The sequence below is a fragment of the Streptomyces sp. NPDC029292 genome (genome assembly GCF_055569295.1).
On record NZ_JBVHXR010000001.1, the window covers coordinates 62,208 to 85,752 of the forward strand.

General features: G+C 70.5%; 24 protein-coding genes and 1 pseudogene. 10 read left to right on the plus strand and 15 right to left on the minus strand.

Annotated features, from left to right (window positions below; all coding sequences use genetic code 11):
- Positions 1-70 precede the first annotated feature (70 nt).
- Complete coding sequence (locus ACZ4WS_RS00325) at positions 71-1,021, plus strand: NADP-dependent oxidoreductase (RefSeq protein ID WP_467975818.1); 951 nt, start codon at positions 71-73, stop codon at positions 1,019-1,021.
- 37 nt (positions 1,022-1,058) lie between these two features.
- Here the strand turns inward: ACZ4WS_RS00325 and ACZ4WS_RS00330 are convergent, their stop codons facing one another.
- Both ACZ4WS_RS00330 and ACZ4WS_RS00335 read right to left on the minus strand, forming a co-directional pair.
- Positions 1,059-2,165 (minus strand): NAD(P)-dependent alcohol dehydrogenase, encoded by a 1,107-nt coding sequence (locus tag ACZ4WS_RS00330; protein WP_467975819.1) that lies wholly within the window; start codon positions 2,163-2,165, stop codon positions 1,059-1,061.
- Between the two features lie 25 nt (positions 2,166-2,190).
- A complete protein-coding gene (locus ACZ4WS_RS00335) occupies positions 2,191-3,648 on the minus strand; it encodes an aldehyde dehydrogenase family protein (RefSeq protein WP_467975820.1) in 1,458 nt (485 codons plus the stop codon).
- Between the two features lie 105 nt (positions 3,649-3,753).
- Between ACZ4WS_RS00335 and ACZ4WS_RS00340 the strand changes: the two genes are divergently transcribed.
- Entirely contained in the window at positions 3,754-4,191 is a 438-nt protein-coding gene (locus ACZ4WS_RS00340; RefSeq protein WP_467975821.1) for a MarR family winged helix-turn-helix transcriptional regulator, read from the plus strand.
- A gap of 217 nt (positions 4,192-4,408) precedes the next feature.
- A complete protein-coding gene (locus tag ACZ4WS_RS00345; protein ID WP_467975822.1) occupies positions 4,409-4,789 on the plus strand; it encodes an anti-sigma factor antagonist in 381 nt (126 codons plus the stop codon).
- On the opposite strand, the gene tuf is transcribed toward ACZ4WS_RS00345, so the two are convergent.
- From tuf to ACZ4WS_RS00370, 5 genes and pseudogenes are all read right to left on the minus strand, one after another.
- The gene (gene tuf, locus ACZ4WS_RS00350) at positions 4,770-5,963 is read right to left on the minus strand and encodes an elongation factor Tu (RefSeq protein WP_467975823.1); all 1,194 of its coding nucleotides are present in this window, start codon (positions 5,961-5,963) and stop codon (positions 4,770-4,772) included. The genes ACZ4WS_RS00345 and tuf overlap by 20 nt on opposite strands.
- Positions 5,964-6,018: 55 nt before the next feature.
- The gene (locus ACZ4WS_RS00355) at positions 6,019-6,972 is read right to left on the minus strand and encodes a ribose-phosphate diphosphokinase (RefSeq protein ID WP_467975824.1); all 954 of its coding nucleotides are present in this window, start codon (positions 6,970-6,972) and stop codon (positions 6,019-6,021) included.
- 112 nt (positions 6,973-7,084) lie between these two features.
- Positions 7,085-7,825 carry a cytochrome P450 gene (locus tag ACZ4WS_RS00360; RefSeq protein WP_467975825.1) on the minus strand — a complete coding sequence of 247 codons (741 nt, stop codon included), beginning with the start codon at positions 7,823-7,825 and terminating at the stop codon, positions 7,085-7,087.
- Positions 7,826-7,887: 62 nt separating this feature from the next.
- Positions 7,888-9,520 (minus strand): annotated as a pseudogene (locus ACZ4WS_RS00365) (IS200/IS605 family accessory protein TnpB-related protein).
- Positions 9,521-9,693: 173 nt separating this feature from the next.
- Positions 9,694-10,077, minus strand: coding sequence for a hypothetical protein (locus ACZ4WS_RS00370; protein WP_467975826.1), 384 nt, complete (start codon positions 10,075-10,077; stop codon positions 9,694-9,696).
- A gap of 177 nt (positions 10,078-10,254) precedes the next feature.
- Here ACZ4WS_RS00370 and ACZ4WS_RS00375 point away from each other — a divergent pair, with 177 nt between their 5' ends.
- Positions 10,255-10,905: a DUF4230 domain-containing protein gene (locus tag ACZ4WS_RS00375; protein WP_467975827.1), complete on the plus strand. Its 651-nt coding sequence runs from the start codon at positions 10,255-10,257 to the stop codon at positions 10,903-10,905.
- A 30-nt stretch (positions 10,906-10,935) separates the two neighbouring features.
- Here ACZ4WS_RS00375 and ACZ4WS_RS00380 read toward each other — a convergent pair whose 3' ends face one another.
- Positions 10,936-12,240 (minus strand): extracellular catalytic domain type 1 short-chain-length polyhydroxyalkanoate depolymerase, encoded by a 1,305-nt coding sequence (locus tag ACZ4WS_RS00380; RefSeq protein WP_467977103.1) that lies wholly within the window; start codon positions 12,238-12,240, stop codon positions 10,936-10,938.
- Between the two features lie 127 nt (positions 12,241-12,367).
- Here ACZ4WS_RS00380 and ACZ4WS_RS00385 point away from each other — a divergent pair, with 127 nt between their 5' ends.
- A complete protein-coding gene (locus ACZ4WS_RS00385; RefSeq protein WP_467975828.1) occupies positions 12,368-12,733 on the plus strand; it encodes a cupin domain-containing protein in 366 nt (121 codons plus the stop codon).
- Positions 12,734-13,099: 366 nt separating this feature from the next.
- On the opposite strand, the gene ACZ4WS_RS00390 is transcribed toward ACZ4WS_RS00385, so the two are convergent.
- Genes ACZ4WS_RS00390 through ACZ4WS_RS00415 form a run of 6 tightly spaced genes read right to left on the minus strand, consistent with a single transcriptional unit; the run spans position 13,100 to position 16,848 of the window.
- Positions 13,100-14,860, minus strand: coding sequence for a complex I subunit 5 family protein (locus ACZ4WS_RS00390; RefSeq protein ID WP_467975829.1), 1,761 nt, complete (start codon positions 14,858-14,860; stop codon positions 13,100-13,102).
- Positions 14,860-15,207 carry a sodium:proton antiporter gene (locus tag ACZ4WS_RS00395; RefSeq protein ID WP_467975830.1) on the minus strand — a complete coding sequence of 116 codons (348 nt, stop codon included), beginning with the start codon at positions 15,205-15,207 and terminating at the stop codon, positions 14,860-14,862. Before ACZ4WS_RS00395 ends, ACZ4WS_RS00390 begins: the two co-directional genes overlap by 1 nt.
- Positions 15,208-15,217: 10 nt before the next feature.
- A complete protein-coding gene (locus tag ACZ4WS_RS00400) occupies positions 15,218-15,958 on the minus strand; it encodes an MnhB domain-containing protein (RefSeq protein ID WP_467975831.1) in 741 nt (246 codons plus the stop codon).
- Positions 15,955-16,224, minus strand: a complete 270-nt coding sequence (locus ACZ4WS_RS00405) for a Na(+)/H(+) antiporter subunit B (RefSeq protein ID WP_467975832.1) — start codon at positions 16,222-16,224, stop codon at positions 15,955-15,957. The genes ACZ4WS_RS00400 and ACZ4WS_RS00405 overlap by 4 nt, the downstream gene beginning before the upstream one ends.
- Positions 16,217-16,669: a monovalent cation/H+ antiporter complex subunit F gene (locus ACZ4WS_RS00410; RefSeq protein WP_467975833.1), complete on the minus strand. Its 453-nt coding sequence runs from the start codon at positions 16,667-16,669 to the stop codon at positions 16,217-16,219. The genes ACZ4WS_RS00405 and ACZ4WS_RS00410 overlap by 8 nt, the downstream gene beginning before the upstream one ends.
- A complete protein-coding gene (locus tag ACZ4WS_RS00415) occupies positions 16,666-16,848 on the minus strand; it encodes a hypothetical protein (RefSeq protein ID WP_467975834.1) in 183 nt (60 codons plus the stop codon). The genes ACZ4WS_RS00410 and ACZ4WS_RS00415 overlap by 4 nt, the downstream gene beginning before the upstream one ends.
- 239 nt (positions 16,849-17,087) lie before the next feature.
- Between ACZ4WS_RS00415 and ACZ4WS_RS00420 the strand changes: the two genes are divergently transcribed.
- Both ACZ4WS_RS00420 and ACZ4WS_RS00425 read left to right on the plus strand, forming a co-directional pair.
- Positions 17,088-17,621 (plus strand): VanZ family protein, encoded by a 534-nt coding sequence (locus tag ACZ4WS_RS00420; protein ID WP_467975835.1) that lies wholly within the window; start codon positions 17,088-17,090, stop codon positions 17,619-17,621.
- A 161-nt stretch (positions 17,622-17,782) separates the two neighbouring features.
- Complete coding sequence (locus ACZ4WS_RS00425; protein WP_467975837.1) at positions 17,783-19,030, plus strand: ricin-type beta-trefoil lectin domain protein; 1,248 nt, start codon at positions 17,783-17,785, stop codon at positions 19,028-19,030.
- Between the two features lie 453 nt (positions 19,031-19,483).
- Here ACZ4WS_RS00425 and ACZ4WS_RS00430 read toward each other — a convergent pair whose 3' ends face one another.
- Positions 19,484-19,720 (minus strand): hypothetical protein, encoded by a 237-nt coding sequence (locus tag ACZ4WS_RS00430; RefSeq protein ID WP_467975838.1) that lies wholly within the window; start codon positions 19,718-19,720, stop codon positions 19,484-19,486.
- Positions 19,721-19,861: 141 nt separating this feature from the next.
- On the opposite strand from ACZ4WS_RS00430, the gene ACZ4WS_RS00435 reads away from it, so the two are divergent.
- The 3 genes from ACZ4WS_RS00435 (at position 19,862) to ACZ4WS_RS00445 (ending at position 23,505) form a co-directional block, all read left to right on the plus strand.
- Positions 19,862-20,899: a PHP domain-containing protein gene (locus ACZ4WS_RS00435; RefSeq protein WP_467975840.1), complete on the plus strand. Its 1,038-nt coding sequence runs from the start codon at positions 19,862-19,864 to the stop codon at positions 20,897-20,899.
- Between the two features lie 147 nt (positions 20,900-21,046).
- Positions 21,047-21,502 carry a hypothetical protein gene (locus ACZ4WS_RS00440; protein WP_467975841.1) on the plus strand — a complete coding sequence of 152 codons (456 nt, stop codon included), beginning with the start codon at positions 21,047-21,049 and terminating at the stop codon, positions 21,500-21,502.
- Positions 21,503-21,651: 149 nt separating this feature from the next.
- The gene (locus ACZ4WS_RS00445) at positions 21,652-23,505 is read left to right on the plus strand and encodes a TIGR03767 family metallophosphoesterase (protein WP_467975842.1); all 1,854 of its coding nucleotides are present in this window, start codon (positions 21,652-21,654) and stop codon (positions 23,503-23,505) included.
- Positions 23,506-23,545 lie beyond the last annotated feature (40 nt).

Below are 23,545 nucleotides of genomic sequence, written 5' to 3' on the forward strand. Positions count from 1 at the left end.
GCACGATCCTATCGAAGGTTGGCAATCGTGCCATTTTCTTGCGGGGCGGGTCCGGGCAGGCTGGGTCACCATGAGCACTGTGAACACGATGCGAGCCATCAGCCAGGACGTCCTCGGCGGTCCCGAGGTCTTGAAGGAAGTGCAGGTGGAGCGCCCCGTGCCGCGGCCGAACGAGGTGCTGGTCCGGGTGCGGGCCGCCGGGGTCAACCCGACCGACTGGAAGCACCGCGCCACCGGCGGTTTCCTCGGTGAGCCGCCCTTCGTCCTCGGCTGGGACGTCTCCGGCGTGGTCGAGGCGACCGGGATCGGCGTCGCCCTCTTCAAGCCCGGCGACGAGGTCTTCGGCATGCTGCCCTATCCGTTCGGCCACGGCTCGCACGCCGAGTACGTGACCGCCCCGGCCCGCGCCTTCGCGCTGAAGCCGTCCGGAATCGACCACACGCAGGCGGGCGCGCTCCCGCTGGTCTCGCTGACTGCATGGCATGCCCTGACCGAACAGGCGAACCTCGAGCCGGGGCAGCGCGTACTGATCCACGCGGCGGCCGGCGGCGTCGGACATGTGGCCGTGCAGATCGCCAAGGCGCTCGGCGCGTATGTGATCGGTACGGCGAGCGCGGGCAAGCACGACTTCCTGCGCGGGATCGGCGTGGACGAGGCCATCGACTACCGCAGCGTCGACTTCACCGAGGCCGTGCGGGACGTCGACGTCGTGCTGGACACGATCGGTGGCGAGAACTCGGTCCGCTCGCTGCGCGTGCTCCGACCGGGCGGAGTGGTGGTCTCGATCCTGCCGGTCGGGTCGGACGAGTTCCCCGAGGAGGCTGAGCGGCTCGGCGTACGGGCGGTGCGGATGCTCGTCGATGCCGACCACACCGGCATGACGGCGATCGCGAACCTCGTCGAGGCGGGAAAGCTGCGCGCCACCATCGCCGAGACCTTCCCGCTGGCCGATGCCGCCAAGGCGCATGCGCTGGGCGACACCGGCCGGACCACGGGGAAGCTGGTGCTGCTGGTCGACTGACGGATTGAGGGACGGATCGACCGACGGATCGGCCGTCTCAGAACGTGAGTACGGGCTTGATCGTCTTGCCCGCGTTCATGTCCCGCACCGCCTGCTCGATGTCCGCGAACGGATAGTGGCTGATCAGGCGGTGCAGCGGGAGCCGTCCGTCCCGTACGAGCTCCACCAGGGCGGGGATGGAGGTCTGGGTCTCGCTGTCGCCGAGGGTGAGGCCCACGATCTTCTTGCCGGGGAGCAACGCGTTGACGTCCAGGGCGACTTCGGTGCCGAAGGGCGGAGCGCCGACGACGACCAGGGTGCCGCGGGGGGCGAGCGCGTCGGCGCCCTTGCGCAGCACGGCGACACTGCCCGTAGTCTCCACGACACCGTCGGCGCCCCGGCCACCGGTCAGCGCGAGAATCGCCTCGGCGACATCGGCCTCGCCCGCGTTCACGGTGTGCGTGGCACCCAACTCCCGTGCGAGTTCAAGCCGTTCGGCGACCTTGTCGACGGCGATGACCGTGGTCGCGGGGGTCAGGGCCGCCGCCATTACCGCGGACAGGCCGACGGCTCCGGCACCGAGGACGACGAGGGAGCTGCCCGCCTGCGGCTTCAGTACGTTCCAGACGGCGCCGACTCCGGTCTGCACCCCGCAGCCCAGCGGGGCGATCGACTCCAGCCGAACGTTCGGATCGACCTTCACGAGGCTGCGCTCGTCGACCAACGCCCGTTCCGCGAACGATGACTGTCCGAAGAAGTGGCCGCCGAGCGGCTGCCCGTCGCGGCTGATCGTGCTGGTGCCGTCGGCGCGCCGACCGCCGATGAGGTTCAGCGGCAGCCAGGTCGCGCAGTACGCGGGGTGCCCGTCACGGCAGTTGCGGCAGCCTCCGCAGGAGGTGAAGGACAGCACGACATGGTCGCCGGGGGCGACACCGGTGACGTGCGGGCCGACGGCTTCGACGACGCCCGCTCCCTCGTGGCCGAGGACTCCGGGCAGCGGGAAGGGCAGACCGCCGCTCGCCACACCGAGATCGGTGTGGCACAGGCCGGTCGCCACCATACGGACCAGGGCTTCGCCCGGTCCGGGCTCGTCGAGCTCGACATCGGTGAGCGTGAACGGCGCTCCCCCGGACTCGACCACGGCGGCGCGAGTGGTGGTGGACATCGCATGAACTCCTTTGCGGGGGCACTCAGTCGAGCGAGACGACGACGGACTTGACCTTGGTGTAGGCGGCGAGCGCCTCGGGCCCGTACTCCCGCCCGAAGCCGGAGTCCTTGACCCCGCCGAAGGGGACCGCGGGGTCGAGCATCGCCCAGTCGTTGATCCAGACGATGCCCGCCTGGAGCCGGTCCGCGACCCGGTGCGCGCGGGCGAGGTCGGTGGTCTGGATGCCCGAAGCCAGGCCGTACGAGGTGGAGTTGGCCAGTGCGACGGCCTCGTCCTCGGTGTCGAAGGGCTGGACCGTGAGAACCGGACCGAAGATCTCCTCCTGGACGACGCGGGAGTCGTTGGGGAGTCCCGCGACGACCGTGGGCTTGTAGTAGTAGCCGCCGTTCAGATCGAGACGCTCACCGCCGCAGACGATGCGAGCGCCCTCCTTGCGCGCCAGGGCGACGTACTCCTCGACCTTCTGGAGGTGCTTCTCCCCCGCCATCGGCCCGACGACGGTCTCCGGGGCACGGGGGTCTCCGACCGGTACGCCGGGCACCGCGTCGGCCAGGATGCCCAGCACGGTGTCGTACAGCGGGCGCGCCACCAGCAGCCGCGGGCCGCCCATGCAGAACTGTCCGGTGTTGAAGACGAAGGCCTTGATGACCGCGCCGATCGCCTTGTCCAGGTCGGCGTCCTCGAAGACGAGATGGGCCGCGTTGCCGCCCAGCTCCATCGTGACGGGCTTGAGCGCCCCACCGGCGACACTCGCGGCGTACCGGCCGACGGCGGTCGACCCCGTGAAGGCGAGCTTGTCGATGCCGGGATGCCGCAGCAGCGCCTCGCCCGCGACCGGCCCGCGACCGGTGACGACGTTCACGACGCCGTCCGGGACACCGGCCTCCTTCAGCAGGCGGGCCATGTACAGGGCACTCAGCGGGGTCTCGTCGGCGGGCTTGTGCACCACGGCGTTGCCGGCCGCGAGCGCCGGGGCGAGCTTCGAACTGGAGAGGATCAGCGGGAAGTTGAAGGGGGTGATCGCGGCGACCACACCGAGCGGTCCGCGGCGGGTGTAGGCGAGGGCGTTGAGCGGGGTGTCGCGGGTGGCGCCGTCCAGGGTCTGGGCGAGCGCGGCGCAGTACTCGTACTCGTCGGCAGCGGTGAGGACGTCGACGGGGCGGCACAGCGCGAGGGGTTTGCCGACGTCGAGGCTCTCCAGGGCCGCGAGCTCGTCGGCGTTCTCACGGATCAGCTCGGAGACGCGGTGCAGTACCCGGCCGCGCTCGCGGCCGCTCATCGCCGCCCAGGGGCCGTTGTCGAAGGCTTCCCGTGCGGCGCGTACGGCCGCGTCGACGTCGGCCGCTCCGGCCTCCGCGACGGTCGCGACCACCCGGCCCGTGGACGGATCGATCACGTCCGTACGCGCTCCGTCGGCCGCCTCGCGCCACTGTCCGCCGATGAACAGCCGCCCGGGCCCACTCTCGAAGGTGGTCGTCATTGCCCACTCCTCAGCCTTGATCGCCAAGATTTCAACCAACAGGATTCCTGTTGGTTCGCAGTCTCATTACGGACAGGTTTCCTGTCAATGCCTTAGGCTGAACCCATGGTCGGGACCAAGGCAACCAAGGCACCTCCGTCACTGCTCTACATGGTCAAGCAGGTGGAGCTCGTCGTGCGATCACACCTCGACGAGCTGGTGAAACCGGCGGGGATCACCGCGCTGCAGTACACCTCGCTCACCGTGCTGGAGCGGCACGACGGCCTGTCGGCGGCGCAGCTGGCGCGCGATTCGTTCGTGACGGCGCAGTCCATGGCCGATCTGGTGCGGTCGCTGGAGAACCACGGACTGGTGCGCCGCGAGCGCAACCCGCGCAATCGCCGGGAACTGCTGATCCTGCTCACCGACGAGGGGCGCGAGCTGCTCGCACGCTTCACGGACGCCGTGCGGGAGCTGGAGGAACGCATGGTCCGGGACCTCACGTCCCACCAGACCGACCAGTTCCGCCAGGCGCTGTCCAAGGCGTGGCACGCGTTGTCGTAACAGTGAGACGACGCGCCGCCCAAATCGAAGACATATGTCAATCGAACATGCTGAACTTCACCCCATCGAGGGTAACTTGCAGAACAAGGAACGGTTCTGCAACCACCGGTGCGCCGGAGGCGTGTCCAAGCTCGCTGGACGTCGTCACCCTGGCCCCCGGTGACCCTGGGCCCCGCCCTCAGCGGCGGGTCAGTTGCCGGTTGGAGGTGATGTCGTCGTGGCGTACGACCCCGCACCGCTCAGCCGGCATCTGCGCGTCCGCGAGGAGCGCGGGCACATGGTGCTGGAGTTCCACGGGGAGATCGACATCCTCGCGGCCCTGGAGATCACCGCGTTCCTGGACTCCGCGACCGCGCGCCCGGAACCGCAGATCGTGATCGACCTGCGGCCCGTCGAGTTCTTCGACTGCTCGGGGCTGCGCCTGCTGTACCGGGCCCGGCGCCGGGTGCTGGCCCGGGGCGGACGCCTGCACCTCGTCTGCACGCAGCCGCTGACCCTCCGCATCCTCCGGGTGACCGGCCTCGCGCGCCTCCTGCCGCCCTCGGCGTCACTGGACGAGGCGCTGAGCCGCCCCGAGGCTACTTCCGGATCTTTGTGACCTGTCCCGCGCCGACCGTCCTGCCGCCCTCGCGGATGGCGAACTTCAGCCCCTCCTCCATCGCGATGGGCTGGATCAGCTGCACCTCCATGGTGGTGTTGTCGCCCGGCATGACCATTTCCGTGCCCTTGGGGAGGGTGACGACGCCGGTCACGTCGGTCGTACGGAAGTAGAACTGCGGGCGGTAGTTGTCGAAGAAGGGCGTGTGCCGGCCGCCCTCGTCCTTCGACAGGATGTACGCGCGCGCCTCGAACTCCGTGTGCGGGGTCACCGAGCCGGGCCTGATGACGACCTGGCCGCGCTCGACGTCCTCACGCTTCACGCCCCGCAGCAGCAGCCCGACGTTCTCGCCCGCCCGGCCCTCGTCGAGGAGCTTGCGGAACATCTCGATGCCGGTGACCGTGGTCTTCGTCTTCTGCTCGTGGATGCCGATGATCTCGACCTCGTTGTTGACCTTCAGCACACCGCGTTCGATGCGACCGGTGACGACCGTGCCGCGGCCGGTGATGGTGAAGACGTCCTCGATCGGCATCAGGAAGGGCCGGTCCACATCGCGTACCGGCTCGGGCACGAACTCATCGACGGCCGCGAGGAGTTCGAGGACGGAGGCGGTCCACTCGGCGTCGCCCTCGAGCGCCTTGAGCGCGGAGACCCGTACGACCGGGACGTCGTCGCCCGGGAACTCGTACTCGGTGAGCAGCTCGCGCACTTCGAGCTCGACGAGTTCCAGGATCTCCTCGTCGTCCACCATGTCGGTCTTGTTGAGCGCGACGACGATGTACGGGACACCGACCTGCCGGGCCAGCAGGACGTGCTCCTTGGTCTGCGGCATCGGGCCGTCGGTCGCCGCGACGACCAGGATGGCGCCGTCCATCTGCGCGGCGCCCGTGATCATGTTCTTGATGTAGTCCGCGTGTCCCGGGCAGTCAACGTGCGCGTAGTGCCGGTTCTCCGTCTGGTACTCGACATGGGCGATCGAGATCGTGATGCCGCGCTGGCGCTCCTCGGGAGCCTTGTCGATCTGGTCGAACGGCGTGTAGGGGTTCAGGTCGGGGAACTGGTCGTGCAACACCTTGGTCATGGCCGCCGTGAGCGTCGTCTTGCCGTGGTCGATGTGACCGATGGTGCCGATGTTGACGTGCGGCTTGGTCCGCTGGAATTTCGCCTTCGCCACTGCAAGCCCTCCTGATCACCTGGGTGACGCCGAGCGTTGCTTCGCTGCTTCCTGTCTATTCGCTCCGGGGCGCGTCGAACAGGGCGCTGACGGACTCGCCGTTGTGAATGCGCCGCACGGCCTCGGCGAGCGCCGGGGCGATGGACAGGATCCGCAGCTTCTCCGTGTGCTCCTCGACCGGAATCGGCACGGTGTTCGTGCACACGATCTCCAGGACGTCGGGCTGCTCGCTGAGCCGCTTGAGGGCGCCCGCCGCGAACAGGCCGTGGGTACAGGCGACCCTGATCGACCGTGGCTCCAACTCCCGTAGCCGCTCAAGGAGTTCGAGGACGGTGCTGCCCTTGGCGATCTCGTCGTCCAGCACGATGACGTCGCGCCCGGTGACCTCACCGATGACGGCGCTGATGCTCACCCGGTCGTCGGCGAACCGCTGCTTGGCGCCGGCGGCCACCTGGGCGCCGATCAGCCGCGCGAACGCGGCGGCCTCCTTGGCGTTGCCGAGGTCCGGCGACACGACCGTCGTACGTGACAGGTCGTAGCCGCGGAAGTGCACGGCCAGCTCGCGCAGGGCGTGCAGATGGTCGACCGGCACCGAGAAGAACCCGTGCACCTGCGGGGAGTGCAGCGTCATCGCCAGGACACGGCTCGCCCCCGCCGCCACCATCAGGTCCGCGACCAGGCGCCCGCCCAAGGAGATCCGCGGCATGTCCTTCTTGTCCGAGCGGGCGTACGAGTAGTGCGGCATGACCACGGTGATCCGCCCCGCGGACGCGCCGCGCGCCGCGTCGCACATCATCAGCAGCTCGACAAGATGCTCCTGCACCGGCGTGACCAGCGGCTGTACGAGGAAGACGTCCCGCTCGCGGCAGTTGGCCTGGAGCTGCACCTCCAGGCAGTCGTTGGCGAACCGGCTGACCCGGGTCGGGCTGAGGGGCACACCGAGATGCGCGCAGACCTCGGCCGCAAGCTCCGGATGGGCACTACCGCTGAACACGGCGATGTCACGCACGACCGCTCCTCGCATGATCGAACCGGGATACGCGGCTCATGCTACTGGGGTGACCACCGGCCACCCGACGGTCACCTGACCGCGGGAAGCGCCGCTGCTGAGGCGCGGGCCCTCACCAGGCCACCGGCAACCGGAGCGGGCTCCGCGTCATCTGTCCCTCCCGCCAGCTGATCGTGTCGAGGGTGAACGCGGGGCGCAGCTGTGGGAACCGGGCGGCCAAGTGGTGGAGGGCGAGTTCGAGTTCCAGGCGGGCGAGCCAGGCGCCGAGGCAGTGGTGTGGTCCGGCGCCGAAGACCACGCCGGGGGCCGGGAGCGGGGCGAAGAGGTCCGGCGGCTCCGGCGGGTAGACCTCCGGGTCGCGGCCGGCGGAGTTGGTCGCGGCGGCGACGACACTGCCCGCCGGGATCGTCACCCCGCCGATCTCGGCGTCCTCGACGGCCCGCCGCATGAGGCCGGGCAGCAGCTTGCTCTCGCTGAGCGGGACGATGCGCAGGAGCTGTTCCGCCGCGGCCGCCGCCGCGTCCTGGTCCTTGGCGAGGCCCGGCCAGGCGGCGCGGCCCTCGGTGAGGAAGTAGACGACGGCGTTGCCGAGCGCGGTCATGGTGGTCTCGTGTCCGGCGACGACCAGGCCGCAGACGAGGGACACCAGCTGCCGGTCGTCGATCTCCGCCGTCTCGTCGGCCGCCGCCACCAGTTCGCTCACCAGGTCGTCACTGGGCGATTCCCTTCGCTCCGCGACGAGTTGCGCGGCGAAGGCACCGAACTCCCGCATGGCGAGGCCGACTTCCTCGGCCGTGTGAGCACCACCGGACAGGGCGTGGTCGGCCCAGTGGCGGATGCGGTCGCCGTCCACGTGGTCGAGGCGCCCATCAGGCGGGAGATCACCGAGACGGGCAGTGAACGGGTGAACCGTTCCTATGGACTGAGCGGGAGTGAGTCCTGTTGCCAGGATTCATGCTCAGTCGAACGCCCCGAGCGGTGTTGGGCGTTCTGGTTGCCCGCGTTCGCTCCGCAGTCCGGCGGCACGCATCGTGTGCGTGGTCCGGGGATGTGGGGGCGGGGTCCCTCACGCCCGAGGGTGCCTGGTCCGGCCTGGACGGTCCGATGCCCACGACGATCACTCTGGTCGTCATGGGGCGGTGTCGTCCGTCGCCGGATCGGGTGCCCTTGGGCGCGCCGTCCGATCGCCACGGCGGCAGCCTCGTGGCGAGTCGTCTTCCTGTGTTCGTGGGTGAGGGGCTTCTGCCAGTGCTGGGCGCCCCACGTCGAGGTGTAGGCCGGGTCGACCGCGATGACCGCGATACCCGTCCGGTCGGCCATCGAGGCCAGGCGGGCCCGCAGTCTCCCCGTGGGCATGCCGGAGATGAGCTGCCTAAACCGGCGCTTGCGGCCGTGTTTCTCACGGGTCTTCTCCGCCGTGAAATCGAGGTCCTCGACGGCGATCGCCTTGACACCGCAGGTCCTGGCCCAGTGCAGGAGTCGGGTGAGGGCGTGGCGGACCTGGGCATCGCGATGCTCCGTGCGGCCGGACAGGTCGTAGAAGAAGCGGCGCGGGATTCCGATGGGGTTGCCGTGGGTGTCGAGGCGCCAGGCGGCCAGGTGATCGGCGTTGGTGTCGACACCGATCACGCGGTCGGCCAGCGCCGCGGCCAGGGGAACGACCTGGGTCACCGGGATCTGCCAGGAGGCCGTCAGGTACCAGCGCCCGCGGACGGTGTCCAGGTGGATGCGGTAGGCCACCGCCCGGTTCGCCTCCACCCGGTCCGCCCACTCCTGCCCCCGGTGCGGGAAGCCGACCCGGCAGCCCAGGACGTACCGCCCATGCGGGGCGTTGGCCAACTCCTTCAGCGGAGCGGGGAGCCTGATGCTCACCTCACCGTCCGGAGCAACACGGATCGTCTCGTTCCCGTACAGCTTCCCGGACTCGCCATCGGCCTGCAGGAACCACCGTTCGGCCTCCCACCGCTGCCGCCACCCGGCCTCGGTGAGCTGCGCGGCATCAAGGTGGTGCCGGGTGCGGGCCAGCCGCTTGCCGCCGCGCACGACATGCACGACCCCGGCCTCACGGTCGGCCCGTTCGCGCTCCAGCCGGTCCTCATGGACGTGCAGGCGGCGGGACTTGGCGTGCCACTCCCGCTTGCTGCGGTAGCCGCCCGGCGTCCGCTTGGTGCCCTTCTCCCCGACCGGCAGGGACAGCCGGTGCCTGATCGTCCTGACACCGGCCTCCAGGCCCTGGATGTGGGCGAGCTGACAGCGGCGGGCCAGCGCCCACTGATCGTGGCTGGCTTTGGTGATCGATCCCGCCCAGCGGGAGGAAGACGCGGGCGTCAGCTGCCGCTTGCGCGCCGCCCACGCCTCACCGTCATGCTCCAGACCATCCCGGCAACGCTCCTTCAGATCACGGGAGGCCAGCGTGCCCAGGTGCGCGCCCACCCGCCGCAGCACCTCCTCATCGGCAGGCGAGAGCTGCTTGAGCCGGGTACGGACTGCCACCCCCCGAGGGGCCGGGCGCGACAAACGGCGCCGCAAGCTCCCGCAGACCACCCACCCCACACCCCCGCGCACCCCTCGAAAAGCCGGTCATCACACCCAACGAGCACTACCCGCAAAGGTCACACACTCGACAGACGAACTCCCATTCCCATCCTGGAAGGCAGCGCAGAGCCCTGGACCGCGACCGTCAGCGCTCACCCATACACGCCAGAACGCACTCGTGCTCAGTCAGTCCCCAGCAGTTCCCAACCCCTCGATGATGTCGGCGGGCCGGGGCCGCTCGGCGAACCGGTCCAGGAGCGTCTCCACCACCCCGGCCACCCACGGCCGCCGGCGCGCGATCGCCCGCGGAGTGAAGGCGCGCTGCACGGTCCCGCGCAGCCTCTGGTGGGCGGGACCGTCCTGGTTCAGCAGCCCGTTGGGGTTGTCCAGCAGATTCGGTACGACGAGCAGACGCGGTGCGTGCTCGGCGTACAGCGAACTGCGGTGGAAACGGGGGTCCATCAGTACTTGGCGCACCTCGTCGTACCGGGTGACCAGCCAGAGCGGGGTACCGGTGGCCAGGGCGGCCCGCCGGGGTGGGCCCGACTCGGGAAAAGTCACCTGGTGCATGGGGCAAAGGGGCCCGGACGTGCTGTCTGGAGTCATCCGGTCCTCCTGGCGCGCCGGTGCGTACGCCCCCACGCTAGACGGCCGCCCACACCCCCGTCACCGGCAGCAATCGGCCAACGGGGCGGCCTGTCAAGGGACTTGATGGGTACACGGACGTCAAGAAGGAGGACCGTAGACATGACGACGTCCATCAAGCGCATGCCCGGGTGGGCGAAGGTGCTCAGCGCCTTCGTGCTGGTGCTCGTGGTGCTGTTCGCCGGCCTGCGGCTGGCCGTTCTACCTGGGCTGCGCGATCTGTTCGGCACGGACACGCATGACCGGTCGGGCCCCGCGCTCCTCACATCGATCCAGGACTTGAGCCGTTACGACGCGGCGTCGGGCAACTTCCAGGTCGTCGTGGACCTGGAGAAGGACGCCAAGTACTTGCCCGACGCGATCCGCGGCACCCGCATGCTGTACGTGGGGGCCGGCACAGTCGACGCGTACGTCGACCTCGGCACGCTCGACAAGAAGGACATCACGGTCAACGACGACCGTACGTCGGCCACGCTCCGGCTGCCGCACGCGGCGCTGGGCAAGCCCGCGCTCGACCCCGACCACTCCTACGCCGTCTCCAAACAGCGCGGTCTCCTGGACCGGATCGGCGACATCTTCTCCGACAACCCGAACGACGAGCGGGCCGTGCAGCGTCTCGCGGCCCAGCACATCGGCGAGGCCGCGAAGGACAGCCGGCTCACCTCACGCGCCGAGACGAACACCACCGGCATGCTCCAAGGCCTGCTGCGCTCCCTGGGCTTCAAGGAGGTGACGGTCACGTACGGCGCCTGAGGTGTCCGGCGTGCGTCCCGTGCCGACCGGTCAAGTGACGGCGCAGGCCGTGCCGTTGAGGGTGTAGCCGGTGGGGGCCCCGGCGTTGCCCGTATGGCTTGCCTGATAGCCGATGGTGACGGAGGCACCCGGGGCGATGGTGCCGTTGTACGCGGCATTGGTCGCGGTCACGGTGCCGGTGGCCGGGGCGTACGTGGCTCCCCAGCCGTTGGTGATGGTCTGGCCGGACGGCAGGGCGAAGCTCAGCTGCCAGCCGTTGACGGCGGTGGTGCCGGTGTTGGTGAGGGTCGCGGAGGCGGTCAGGCCGGTGTTCCAGGCGCTGGTGGTGACGGCCACCCGGCAGCCGCCCGGCTGGGGTTGAGGTGCGGGGCCGGTGCTGTCCAGGCCGAAGAACGTGAGGACGCGGGCCGCCATGCCACTGGTCATCAGGTTGTGTCCGACGCCCTGGAGGCTGATCGCCTCGACCGGAGCCCGGTCGCCGGTGGAGCCGTAGCGTGTGCGGGTCCATCCGGACTGGGGCGAGTCCGTGGCGGCCGGTGTCTGGCTGGCCCCGAGCACGTTCGTCCACTGTTTGATCTCTTCCCCGAAGTTGGGGTACGTCAGGGTGGCGTCGTCGGTGCCGTGCCACAGCTGCATTCGCGGCCGGGGTCCGGTATAGCCGGGGTAGGCGGTGCGGACCAGGTCGCCCCACTCCTGCGAGGTGTGGGTCACTGTGCCGTTCGCGCACGCACTGTTCCACTCGGACCCGTCGGTGGTGGCGAAGCAGCCGAACGGCACACCCGCGAACGCGGCCCCTGCGGCGAACACGTCCGGGTAGTCGCCCAGCAGGACGTTGGTCATCATCGCGCCGGAGGAGATGCCCGTGGCGAAAACCCTGCTGGTGTCGGCGCCGTAGGTGCCGGTGACCCAGTCGATCATGGACTTGATGCCGACCGGGTCGCTACCGCCGCCGCGGCTGAGGGCCTGGGGCGAGGACACGTCGAAGCACTTGCTGCTGCGGGTGACCGACGGGTAGATCACGATGAACCCGTAGCGGTCGGCCAGCGAGGCGAACTCCGTGCCGGAGTACATCGCGGGACCGGAGCCCGTGCAGTAGTGCACGGCCACCAGGACCGCCGGGTGCGCGGTGACGCTGTCCGGCACGTACAGGTACATCTGGAGGTTGCTGGGGTTGCTGCCGAAGTTCGTCACCTCGGTGAGGGACGCGGCGGCGGAAGCGGGAGGTGCGGCGGAAGCCGGGGGTGCGGTGAGCAGCACCGCGGCGAGTAAGGGCACCAGCGCTGTGAGCAGCGCGCCGAGTGCTGACCGGAGCGGTCTCCCTGTGCATAGTGGCATGGACATGGCATCCATGGAAGCGCTCCCACGCCCCGCACGGCAACCGTCCGTCACAGACCGCTTTCACCGATGGCAGCCCCCTCGGGACAGGCAGACGATGGAGGGGGGCAACTGAAGGGAGCCCGTCATGCTTGAGATCAAGACGGTCGACAAGCCCGACGAGCGGCGTGATTTCCCCCGCGGCCACCTCGAAGCGGTCCACCTCACCGGGCTCGACTTCGCGGTCGGGACCTTCGAACCCGGTTGGCGCTGGTCCGAGTCCGTGGCCCCCGTCGCGGGGACCAAGAGCTGCGAAATCCATCACAACGGCTATGTCGTGCAAGGACGGATGCACATCCGCATGGACGACGGCGGCGAAGGAGAAGTCGGACCCGGCGATGTCTTCGTCTGTCCGCCCGGGCACGACGCCTGGGTCGTGGGCGACGAACAGTTCATCGTGTACGACTTCGCGGGCGGCATGGCACAGGAGTACGCGAAGGCGGCCAACGCCTAGCGCTGTCCGATGGATCGGGTGCCGGACGACGGGGCGCGGACGCGCGGCGCCGCGCCCCTCTCCTCACCTTTGGGTGGGCGAACTGGATCTAGGTATGCGTGGGGCGGGGAAGCGGACGGTGACGTCCAGGCCGCCGGTGGGTGGGCGGTGAGGGAGATCTCTCCGCTGTGGACGGGGACGACGGCACGCACGATGGACAGGCCGAGCCCGGCGCCGCCGTCGGCGTGCCCGCGCCGCGGACGAAGGGTTCCAGCGGCCCGTCCGCCTCCTCGGCCGGGTTCGGGCGCCCGGTGTTGGTGACCCTCAGCAACTACGACATGGGACCACGGCACCCATCGACTCCATGGCGCGCAGGCTCATCACGGGCTAGCCGCCCAGGATCCCTGGCAGCGCCAGCGCTCCCAGCAACGTCGCGCCCGCCAGCATCCAGGCCACGTAGTCCCCGATGTGGCCGGACTGCAGGTGCCGCAGGGGCCTGGTCCAGGACTGCTCACCCAGCAGTCTCGGGCGGGCCACGGCGAGCGCTGCGAGACCCACCGCCAGGCCGGTCGAGGTCAGGCCGAGCAGCACCCCGGCGAGGGTCCAGTGGGGTGCGGTGATTGCCCCGCCGGACCCTGCCTCGCTCACGGCGTGCCCGATCACGGCGGCGAAGCCGGGCGCCACGCCGACGGCGAGGGACCCGGCGAGCAGCACCGCGGGAACCGCAGTCATGGTGTCCGGGACCCGTTTCAGCCGGTGCCGGGTCTCGGGTTCCTCCCCGGAGCCAGTGGTCTCGTACGAGGACTCGTCCTTCGGCCTGGGCCCGAGGCCGAAGAACACCCGCGCGGCGACGCGCAGCACCGCGCCCGCGGTCACCGCCGAGACGGCGACGAACAGCACGGTGAACAGTCCTCCGACCGCCTCCTCGGTGACCGCCTTGCCGAGCCCGCTCCCGAAGGGTGGCAGCCCGGCGAGGCCCAGCGCGCCGACGACGAACATCACGGCGACCCCGCGCAGTGGACGGGCGCGCCCGTGCAGCACGTGTTCGTCGACGCTGCCGTACCGGGCGAGCAGGACGCCGGTGCAGGCGAACAGGGCGGCCTTCACTCCGGCGTGCCCCAGGATGTAGAGCGCGACCCCGTCGTCCGCCTCGGGGACGAGCGCGCCGAGGCCGATCACGAAGAGCCCCATGTGGGCGACCGTCGAGTACGCCAGCAGCCGCTTCACATGCCGCTGGTACCAGCACATGACCGCGCCGACCACGCTCGTCAGCGCGCCGAGGACGAGCAGCGCGCGCTCCAGATCGGCCGCCGGGATGCCGCCCGGCCCGGAGAAGACCGTGCCGTACACCCGCCAGACGCCGTACGCGCCGAGTTCGACCATCACCCCGGACATCAGCATGCACACCGGCGTCGGCGCGACCGCGTGCGCGTCCGGCAGCCAGAAGTGAAAGGGCACGGCCGCGGCCTTGACCAGCAGCCCGGTCAGGACGAGCACGAAGGCCGCCAGAGTGAGGGCGTCGGGCCCGCCGTGCTCGTCGAGGCCGCGGCCGATCTTCACCATGGCGAGCTCGCCGGTGCGCGCGTACAGCAGCCCGATGCCCAGCAACATGGCATACGCGCCCAGGGAGTTGACGACCCCGAAGGTCAGCGCGCCCTGCACAGCCTTCGCCTCCTCGACGCGATGGCCGGTCAGCGCGTACGCCACGACGCTCATCAACTCGAAGAACACGAACGCGTTGAAGAGATCGCCCGCGATCGCGAAGCCGCACATGCCGCCTTGGAAGAGCAGCATCAGGGCGGGGAAGGAGCCCGCGTGGCGGCGCGGCGGTTCGTCGAAGTAGTGCCAGGAGTACGCCAGCGCCGCCACGGTCAGCAGCGAGGCGAGCGCGGCCATCCCGAGCCCGGGCCCGTCCCCGACGAGGACGATCCCGACGCTCTCCCCCTCCTTGGGCACCCATCCACCCGCCCATTCGACCAGGGGCGGCGAGGAGTTGAGCAGGAGCACGATCGCGAGTCCGGCCGTACCCGCGGAGACGAGACAGCCCAAGGCTTCGGCCACGGCGCGCGGCACTCGACGGCCGCCCGCGACGAGCAGTCCGGCCCCGAGCAGCGGTACGGCGACGAGAAGCGGCAGCAGGTGGTTCATCAGCCGCGCAGCTCCGAGAGTTCGTCCGGGTCGACCGTGCCGTGGCGTTTGGAGATCTGCATGACGAGGGCGAGCAGCAGCGCGGTGACGGTGGCTCCGACGACCACGTCGGTGAGGGCGAGGGCCTGCACGACCGGGTCCACCACCGGTCGCGTGCCGGGCTTCATGTCGGAGAAGACGGGCGCGGTGCCGCCGTCGCGGTAGCCGACGGCCAGCAGCAGGACGTACGTCGCGGACTGGCAGACCGCGAGACAGCCCACGGCGTGGATCAGGTTCCGGCTGGTGGCGATTCCGTAGCAGCCGGTCAGAAAGATCCACACGGCGACGAGATAGGGCAGTACGGACATCACGGTTGGCTCACTTCCCGCTCTCCTCCTCGATCTCGACGGCCTGGTCCAGGAAGCGAGCGAGCAGCACGACCACCGCGCAGGCGACCTCCATGCCGATGGCCGCGTTCAGCAGGGGGACGATGCCGCCCGACGACAGTGTGTTGAACGTGCCGTACGGGAGCAGCGTGTTGGCGAGGAACGCCGTCCCGCCCAGCAGCCCCGCGAGGCCCGTGACGACGTACGCCGAGGCGGCGAGCGCGTCGCCGACCTCGTACGGGCCAACCGGCCGGATCCTCTCCAGCGCGCGGTAGTCGGCGCCGAGGTAGAGCAGATGCAGGGCCGTCGCGGCGACCACGCCGCCCTGGAAGCCGCCGCCGGGGCTGAGCTGTCCGTGGGCGATGACGTACAGGCCGCACAGGATGGCTACCGGCAGGACGATCAGGGCGTACCGGCGGATGGAAAGTGCGACGTCCTCGGGTTCGGGCTCGGCGCGGTGTTCGTCCCGGGTCTGTCGCAACAGCACGACCGTGCCCAGGACCGAGGCGAAGAGGATGGTCATCTCGCCGAGGGTGTCGAAGGCACGCTGGTCGAAGTTGACGGACGCGATGGTGTTGGCGGTGCGGCGGGCCAGCGACGCGTGGACCGCCCGCTCCCCGTACGGGTGCCGGGCGCCGCCGAAGCCGGGCAGTCGCAGGCAGGCGGCGACCAGCAGCGCCGCGAGGCCCGCACCACCCGCGGTCAGCAACCACAGCCGTAGGCGCCGTGTCACCGCGCCTTCCCCTTCGTCCGCTTCTTCCGCTCGCGCCGTCTGACCTTGCGCACCGACAGCAGCAGCAACAGCGGGGTCAGGGCGGAGCCCACGGCCAGCTGCGAGAGGGCCACGTCGGGGGCTTGGAGCACGGTGAACAGGACGGCCAGGGCCGTGCCCAGGACCGCCAGCACGAGTGCCTGGCGCTCGGGGTCGCGCACCGCGACGGCCACGGTCGTGCAGGCGGCCACCAGTAGCAGCGCGACGACGATGAGCGGGTCATCCATGGCGGCTCCCTCCGAGTCCGCCGGACATTGCCCGGGACGCGATGAGGTTCCCGCCGATCAACAGGGCGCCGACGACCAGGAGCTTCACCATCGCCCGGCCGGGTCCGGTGGCCACGCACAGGACGAGCACAACCACGGCGCCGAAACCGGCGACCGCGTAGGTGAGCGCCCAGGCCTTCGGCGGATCCTTCTCCAGGTCCTCGGCGAGCAGCCGGGCGAAGACGAGGGTGCCGACGGGGCCCAAGAGGGCGAGGACCAGGGCGAGATCGACGTACGCCGGCCGGTCGTAGCCCTGGGCGAGGAGCAGCAGGCTGGGACAGGCCAGCGAGGTGGACAGGTTCTGCGCGACGACCCGGCGCCGCAGCGGCCCGGTGGCGACGCCCCACACGGTGGCCCCGACTCCCCCGGCCAGCACGGCCGTCGCCGCGACGGTCCAGCCGTTCACCGTCCGCCCACCGCCCGCCGCGCACCCCGGGCCGCGACCGCGCCGACGAGCGCGGCGGCCGCTCCGACGACCAGTTCCAGCGTGTCCACCGTGCTGATGAGGACCAGCCACAGCAAGGTGAGGGCGGCCCACCACGCCAGGACTTCGAGCACGGCCCGGAGTGTCATACGCCGGTTCATGCGCCGCCTCCACCGTCCCGCGATCGCCGCTTTGGTAGGAAATATCCGTTCTGCCATCCAAGCATTGCCGTGCCCCGGCAAGGCGACGGCGCGCGATGGCCCGGTCCCCGGAGTGCCCTGGTGGAACGAAAGGAAACCAGCGGTACGCCGACGGGAAGTACGCCGTTCGGATCGGCATCGAGGCCCGCTTCGGGGGTAATCACCTTTAGCTGAAGGCCAGTTGAAACTGGGAGGATCACATGGTCCGTACGGCGTTACGCTCGCGTGCCACGAAATCCGGTCGCCGGACCTCGGCGCCACCGCGGGAGCGAGGCTCGCTTCCGTTCCCGGTACGGCTACTCGTCATGGTGCTGGCCTTCACGGCCATGGTGGCGTTCGCGGTCGCGCTGGCCCGTCTGACGCTGGAGCCGTCTCCGGCCTCGGAGGCGCTGACCCACAGCAACCTCCACCCCGGCCGCTCCCTGCACGCCTACCTCTCCCAGCCGGAGCTGCGCGACGCCGTCAAGCAGGTCGGCGGGAACCTTCTGCTCGGTGTGCCCTTCGGGGTGCTGCTGCCCGTGCTGGCTCCAAGGGTCAGGGGAATCCTGCGCGTTGCCGCGCTCACCGCGGCGGTCATGCTCCTTGTCGAGCTGGTCCAGGGGGCGCTCATCACCGGGCGGGCCTTCGACATCGACGACGTCATTCTGAACACGGCCGGGGCGCTGGTGGGTTATCTGCTGCTGGGGCGCCGGCTCGGCCGGGCCGTGCATCCCCGCGCCCGTCGTCGCGGGTGAACCAAGCCGTCGGCGTACGTGACGCACCACCCCTGAAGTAATGGTCCGGACCAGAGTCTTGACACCCCCTTACTTCACTTCTTAAATCAAGAGGCGAAGCATGCACCCCCCACCTCAGTCGGCTCACCCGTCCCCCGGGTCGCCGTACGGAAGGGAGAGTCATGGACTCCCCGCGCCTGCTCCGAAGATGCCTCTTCGCCGCACTGTCCGCCGTGCTCATCGCGTCCGCATCCGCCGTCGTCGCGCCCGCCCACGCGGGTCCCGCGGCGGCCGCCGCGGCCGTGACGTTCCAGGACACCTTCGACGGCCCCGCCGGGTCGGCCGTCGACTCCTCCAAATGGCAGATCGAGACCGGCGACAACGTCAACAACCACGAGCGGCAGTACTACACGTCCGGCAGCAACAACGCGGCCCTGGACGGCCAGGGCCATCTGGTGATCACCGCCCGAAAGGAGAACCCCGCCAACTACCAGTGCTGGTACGGCACGTGCCAGTACACCTCGGCCCGGCTGAACACCTCCGGCAAGTTCACCTCCACGTACGGCCATGTCGAGGCCCGCATGAAGATCCCGCGCGGGCAGGGCATGTGGCCCGCGTTCTGGATGCTCGGCAACGACATCGGGCAGGTCGGCTGGCCGAACTCGGGTGAGATCGACGTGATGGAGAACGTCGGATTCGAGCCCTCCACCGTGCACGGCACCATCCACGGTCCCGGGTACTCCGGCTCGGGCGGCATCGGCGCCGCGTACTCCCTGCCGGGCGGCCAGGCCTTCGCGGACGCCTTCCACACCTTCGCGGTCGACTGGGCGCCCGACTCGATCACCTGGTCGGTGGACGGCACCGTCTACCAGCGGCGCACGCCCGCCGATCTGGGCGGCAACACCTGGGTGTTCAACAAGCCGTTCTTCCTGATCCTCAACCTCGCGGTCGGCGGCTACTGGCCGGGCGACCCCGACGGATCCACCGTCTTCCCGCAGCAACTCGTCGTGGACGAGGTGCAGGTGACGACGAGCGACAGCTCGGGCGGCACCGGCGTCCCGATCACGGGTCTCGCGGGCAAGTGCGTGGACGTGGCCGGGGCGAGCTCGGCCAACGGCACCCCCGTACAGCTCTACGACTGCAACGGCACCGCCGCCCAGCAGTGGACGGTCTCCTCGGACGGCTCGCTCCGCGCGCTGGGCAAGTGCCTTGACGTCACGGGCAACGGTACGGCGGACGGCTCGACCGTCCAGCTGTGGGACTGCACCGGCGGTCCCAACCAGAAGTGGGCGGTCTCCTCAGCCCACGACATCGTGAACCCCCAGGCCAACAAGTGCCTGGATGTCACCGGCAACACCTCGGCCAACGGCACACGGCTGCAGATCTGGACGTGCTCCGGCGGAGCCAACCAGAAGTGGACGGTGGGCTGAGAGACCGCTCGGGCGGGCAAACGGAGGGTCCGGCGGGCGGTGCCCCGTCCGGACCCTCCGCGTCCACGGGTCCCGCTGTCCCTTACCGTCTGCCCGCGGCCCCCACCGCGGGCGGACAGCACCGGTGGCCGGCACCGGCCGGCCAGCCGGTGTCAGCCAATCGGTCGATGTCACGGTCGGCTCAGCGTGCAGAGCCGCCGCGCGGTTCAGTGCGCGGGCGCGCAACTGCCGATAGGTGGTCAGCTGGTCACGCCGATCGGCGCGGACCCGGGAAGAGGGACGCCGGGCGGTCGTGATCACCCGGCACGATCAACGTGCCCTCGCGGGAGTGGGGCCATGCGCGGTTCCCACCGAATAGGGATCTTTGCCGAGGTGCGGGGTCATTCCTCCCCCAGCAGCTCACACCGGCGCGAAACCCACTGGTCCGCGCGCTCCCTCGGCTGCGCCGGGGTACTAGCGCAGCCTCCAGGTGAGCTTGTCGCCGCCCACCCAGCGGACCACCTCCGGGTCGTCGAGATCGTGGACCGTGATGCCGTAGGCGGCGGCGGTCTCCAGGACGTCGGTGATCGCCTTCGCCGCGCCGACCACTTCGCCGTCGATCTCCATGATGCGGAACGGCGGCGTGCCCGGCTGCACCCCGAGCACCATGATCCGCGGGTGGGAGATGTGGGGGCTCGCGATTTCGGTCATGAATAGAGCGTAGAGCGGTTCCCCCGGGTCAGCGGCTGGGCAGTTCGCCCAGCCGGGTGAGCGTGCCGCCCACGGCCGGGCGGTGCCCCTCCACCGTGCGGGCGCGCGACGGCTGGGAAAGGCTGGAGGGAGGAGGTGCCGATGGATCCCGTCGAGGCACTGGACCGGATCGCGTTCCTGCTGGAGCGGGCCCAGGCCCCCACGTATCGCGTACGTGCCTTTCGTACCGCGGCGGCCGTGCTGGCCGCGTTGCCCGACAGCGAGGTCGAGGAGCGCGCGGCGGCCGGGTCCCTGGAGTCCCTCAAGGGCATCGGCCCGAAGACGGCGCAGGTCGTCCGCGAGGCGCTGGCCGGTCGGGTGCCCGAGTATCTGGACAAGCTCGAACGGGAGGCCGAGGCTCCGCCGGCCGATGGGGGTGAGCGGCTGCGGGCGCTGTTGCGCGGCGACTGCCATCTGCACTCCGACTGGTCGGACGGCGGCAGCCCCATCGAGGACATGGGCCGGACCGCGGCACGGCTCGGGCACGAGTGGGCGGTGCTCACGGACCACTCGCCGCGGCTGACCGTGGCGCGCGGGCTGTCCCCGGAGCGCCTGCGCGAGCAGCTGACCGTGGTCGCGGAACTCAACCAGCGGTGGGCCCCTTTCCGGCTGCTGACCGGCATCGAGTGCGACATCCTCGACGACGGCTCGCTCGACCAGGAGCCGGAGCTGCTGGACCAACTGGATGTCGTGGTGGTGTCCGTGCACTCCAAGCTGCGCATGGCCGCGCGGCCGATGACCCGCCGGATGGTCGCCGCCGTACGCAATCCGCTGTCGGACGTGCTCGGGCACTGCACGGGCCGCCTGCTCGGCGAGCGTGGCCGGCCCGAGTCGGAGTTCGACGCGGACGCGGTCTTCGCGGCCTGCGCGGAGTCCGGCACGGCCGTGGAGATCAACAGCCGTCCCGAGCGGCTCGACCCGCCGCGACGGCTGCTGCGCCGGGCGGTCGACGCGGGGGTGCTGTTCTCCGTGGACACCGACGCGCACGCGCCGGGGCAGCTCGACTGGCAGATCCACGGCTGCGCGCGGGCCGAGGAGTGCGGGGTGCCCCCCGAGCGCGTGATCACCACCTGGACCGCGGACGAGCTGCTGTCCTGGACCAGGAACGGGGAGACACCGGCACGCGTGACAAGCCCCTGACGTGGTGGTCGTGCCGTGCGCGGGGTGCTTTCGGCCCGCCTGGGCTTCTATGGGAGTGGGGAGTCAGCCGGGGCAAGTCACTTGGGGTCACCTCGACCACGCACCGAACGCCCCCGCCGACCGCGATCGAACCTCATGGAGGCTTTGATGCAGATCGCTTCGCTGCCGTACATCGATGAGCACGTGACGGTCGTCGCGGCGGGCACCGACGACGTCTGGCGCGGTCTGGGCGAAACGCTGGACCGGTCCTTCTCACGCCCCGGTGCGGCCGGCTACGCGCGCCTGGTCGGATGCGCCGATCGCACAGGGTCCGGGCCTCGGCCCTTTGCCGAGGGCTCGACGTTTCCCGGCTTCCGGGTCGTCTCGGCGGTCCCGGGGCGGGAGCTGGTCCTCCAAGGGCGCCATCGCTTCTCGTCCTACGCCCTGATCTTTCGCCTCGAAGACATCGGTCCGGGGCGATCACGGCTGCGCGCCGAAACCCGAGCCGCCTTTCCCGGCCTGGCCGGCGGCCTCTACCGGCGGCTCGTCATCGGCACGGGCGGGCACGTGATGGGCACCCGGCGCCTGCTCTCGGCAGTCCGCCGCCGATCCACGGACCGATAGGGCCACTGTCCCCGACCCCGTCCGCTCCGGCTGAGCCGCCTGTTCCGCCTGTTCCGGCGGCGTTCATGGCGACGTCATGCGCCTGCCCCTGGGGCCTGAATGAGTGGTTCCGCTCAGTGAGTCACTCGGAGGCACCGGAGGGCCGCTCCATGGCCGGGACTGAACCCCTGTCCGCGATCAACCGTCGTCGCTTTCTGCTCGCTTCCACCGCCGCCGTGGCGGGAACGGGCGTGGGGACGGCCGCAGCGACGGGCGCGCTCTTCCCGCGTCAGCGCCAGTCCCCCTCCGCGCAACCGGCCGTACGGGGTGTCGCCCGGACCACCCGCCGGTCGGAGCCGTACGCGACGACCACCCTGGAGACGACGGCCCGACTCGGCGCCGGCACGACGAGCAGCGCCGGCAGCGCGCACACCGGCACCTATCGGCGGCTCGTCTCAGGGCCCGGCTGGCCCCTGGTCGTACGGGGAGAACTCGCCTCTCCCGGTGCGGGCCGCCTGGACCGGCGTACCGCGCTCGCGTGCTACGTGCAGTTCACCGACCTCCATCTCGCCGACGTACAGAACCCGCTGCGCACCGAGTTCCTGCGGTCGCGCAGTCCCGCCGCATGGCGGGCCCCGGAGGCGCTGACGGTGGCGGGTGCGGTCGCGCTCGTGGAGCAGGTGAACGCGCTCGGCGGAGGGCCGCACACCGGCCTGCCGCCGTCGTTCGTGATGACGACGGGCGACAACACCGACAACAACTCCGCGATCGAGCTGGAGTGGTTCCTCACGGTGATGAGCGGCGGCCGGATCACGCCCAATACCGGTGACCCGACGGCGTACGAAGGCGTCCAGAACTCAGGTCTCCCCCTCTTCTGGCATCCCGACAACGCGGTCCTGCGCGATGTGGACAAGCGGCGCGGGGTGCCCCTGATACCCGGCTTCCTCGACGCCGGGACACGGCCGGTGACCAGCCCGGGGCTCGGCATCCCCTGGTACTCCACGGTCGGCAATCACGACGATCTGCCCGGCGGTTGTCTCTCGCCCGCGCTGGGCGACTTCGCCGTCGGCTCCCGCAAGCTGCTGTCGGTCCCCGACGCGGACGCGGCGGCTTACGCGAGGGCGCTGGGGTCGGGCGACGACCCCAAGAGCGAGGTGCTCAAGGCGATCCTGAGCAGGCACGCGGCGTCGGCGCGGACCGTGACGGCCGACGAGCGGCGTCGGCTGTACACCCCGCGCGACTATCTGGCCGCGCATCTCGACCCCGCGCACACCGGTGCCGGTCCGGTCGGCCACGGCTACACGGAGAACAATCTGGACGGCGAGCGGATGTACTACGCCTTCCGGGTGGCCGAGAACGTCATCGGCATCAGCATCGACACGACGTACCGCGGCGGCCATTACGAGGGTTCGCTCGGCACCGAGCAGCTCCGCTGGCTGGAACGGACACTGACCGCGCACAGTGCCCGGTCGTACGACGCGGACGGCGGCCTCGTACGCCATCCGGGCGGCGACGACGCCCACCTCCTGATCTTCAGCCACCACCACAGCCCCGGCATGACCCGCCGCCCGGACGCCGCCCGCACGGACGAGCCGCGCCACGACGGCGCGGAGGTCGTCGCCCTGCTCAGCCGGTTCCCGAACGTGGTGGCCTGGATCAACGGCCACAGCCACGTCAACCGGATCACACCGCACGCGCACGCGACGCCCGCCCGCTCCTTCTGGGAGGTCAACACCGCCTCCCACGTGGACTATCCGCACCATGCCCGCCTCATCGAGCTGGCCGACAACCCGGACGGAACGCTGTCCCTGTTCACCACCCTCATCGAGTCCGCCGCCCCGCACCGCACCGACCCGGACTTCGCCGACCTGTCGGCGGTGGGCCTCGCCTCCTTGTACCGGGAGTTGGCGTACAACGCGCCCGGCCTGGCCGAAGGCATGTCGGCCGGTGTCCAGGAGAGTTGGGCGGGCGGCGCCGGGGACCGCAACGCGGAACTGGTGGTGGCGGGTCCCGCGTCGCGGTGACGGGCCTCCTGGGCAGATGCGCCCTCTCGCCGCTGCGCCT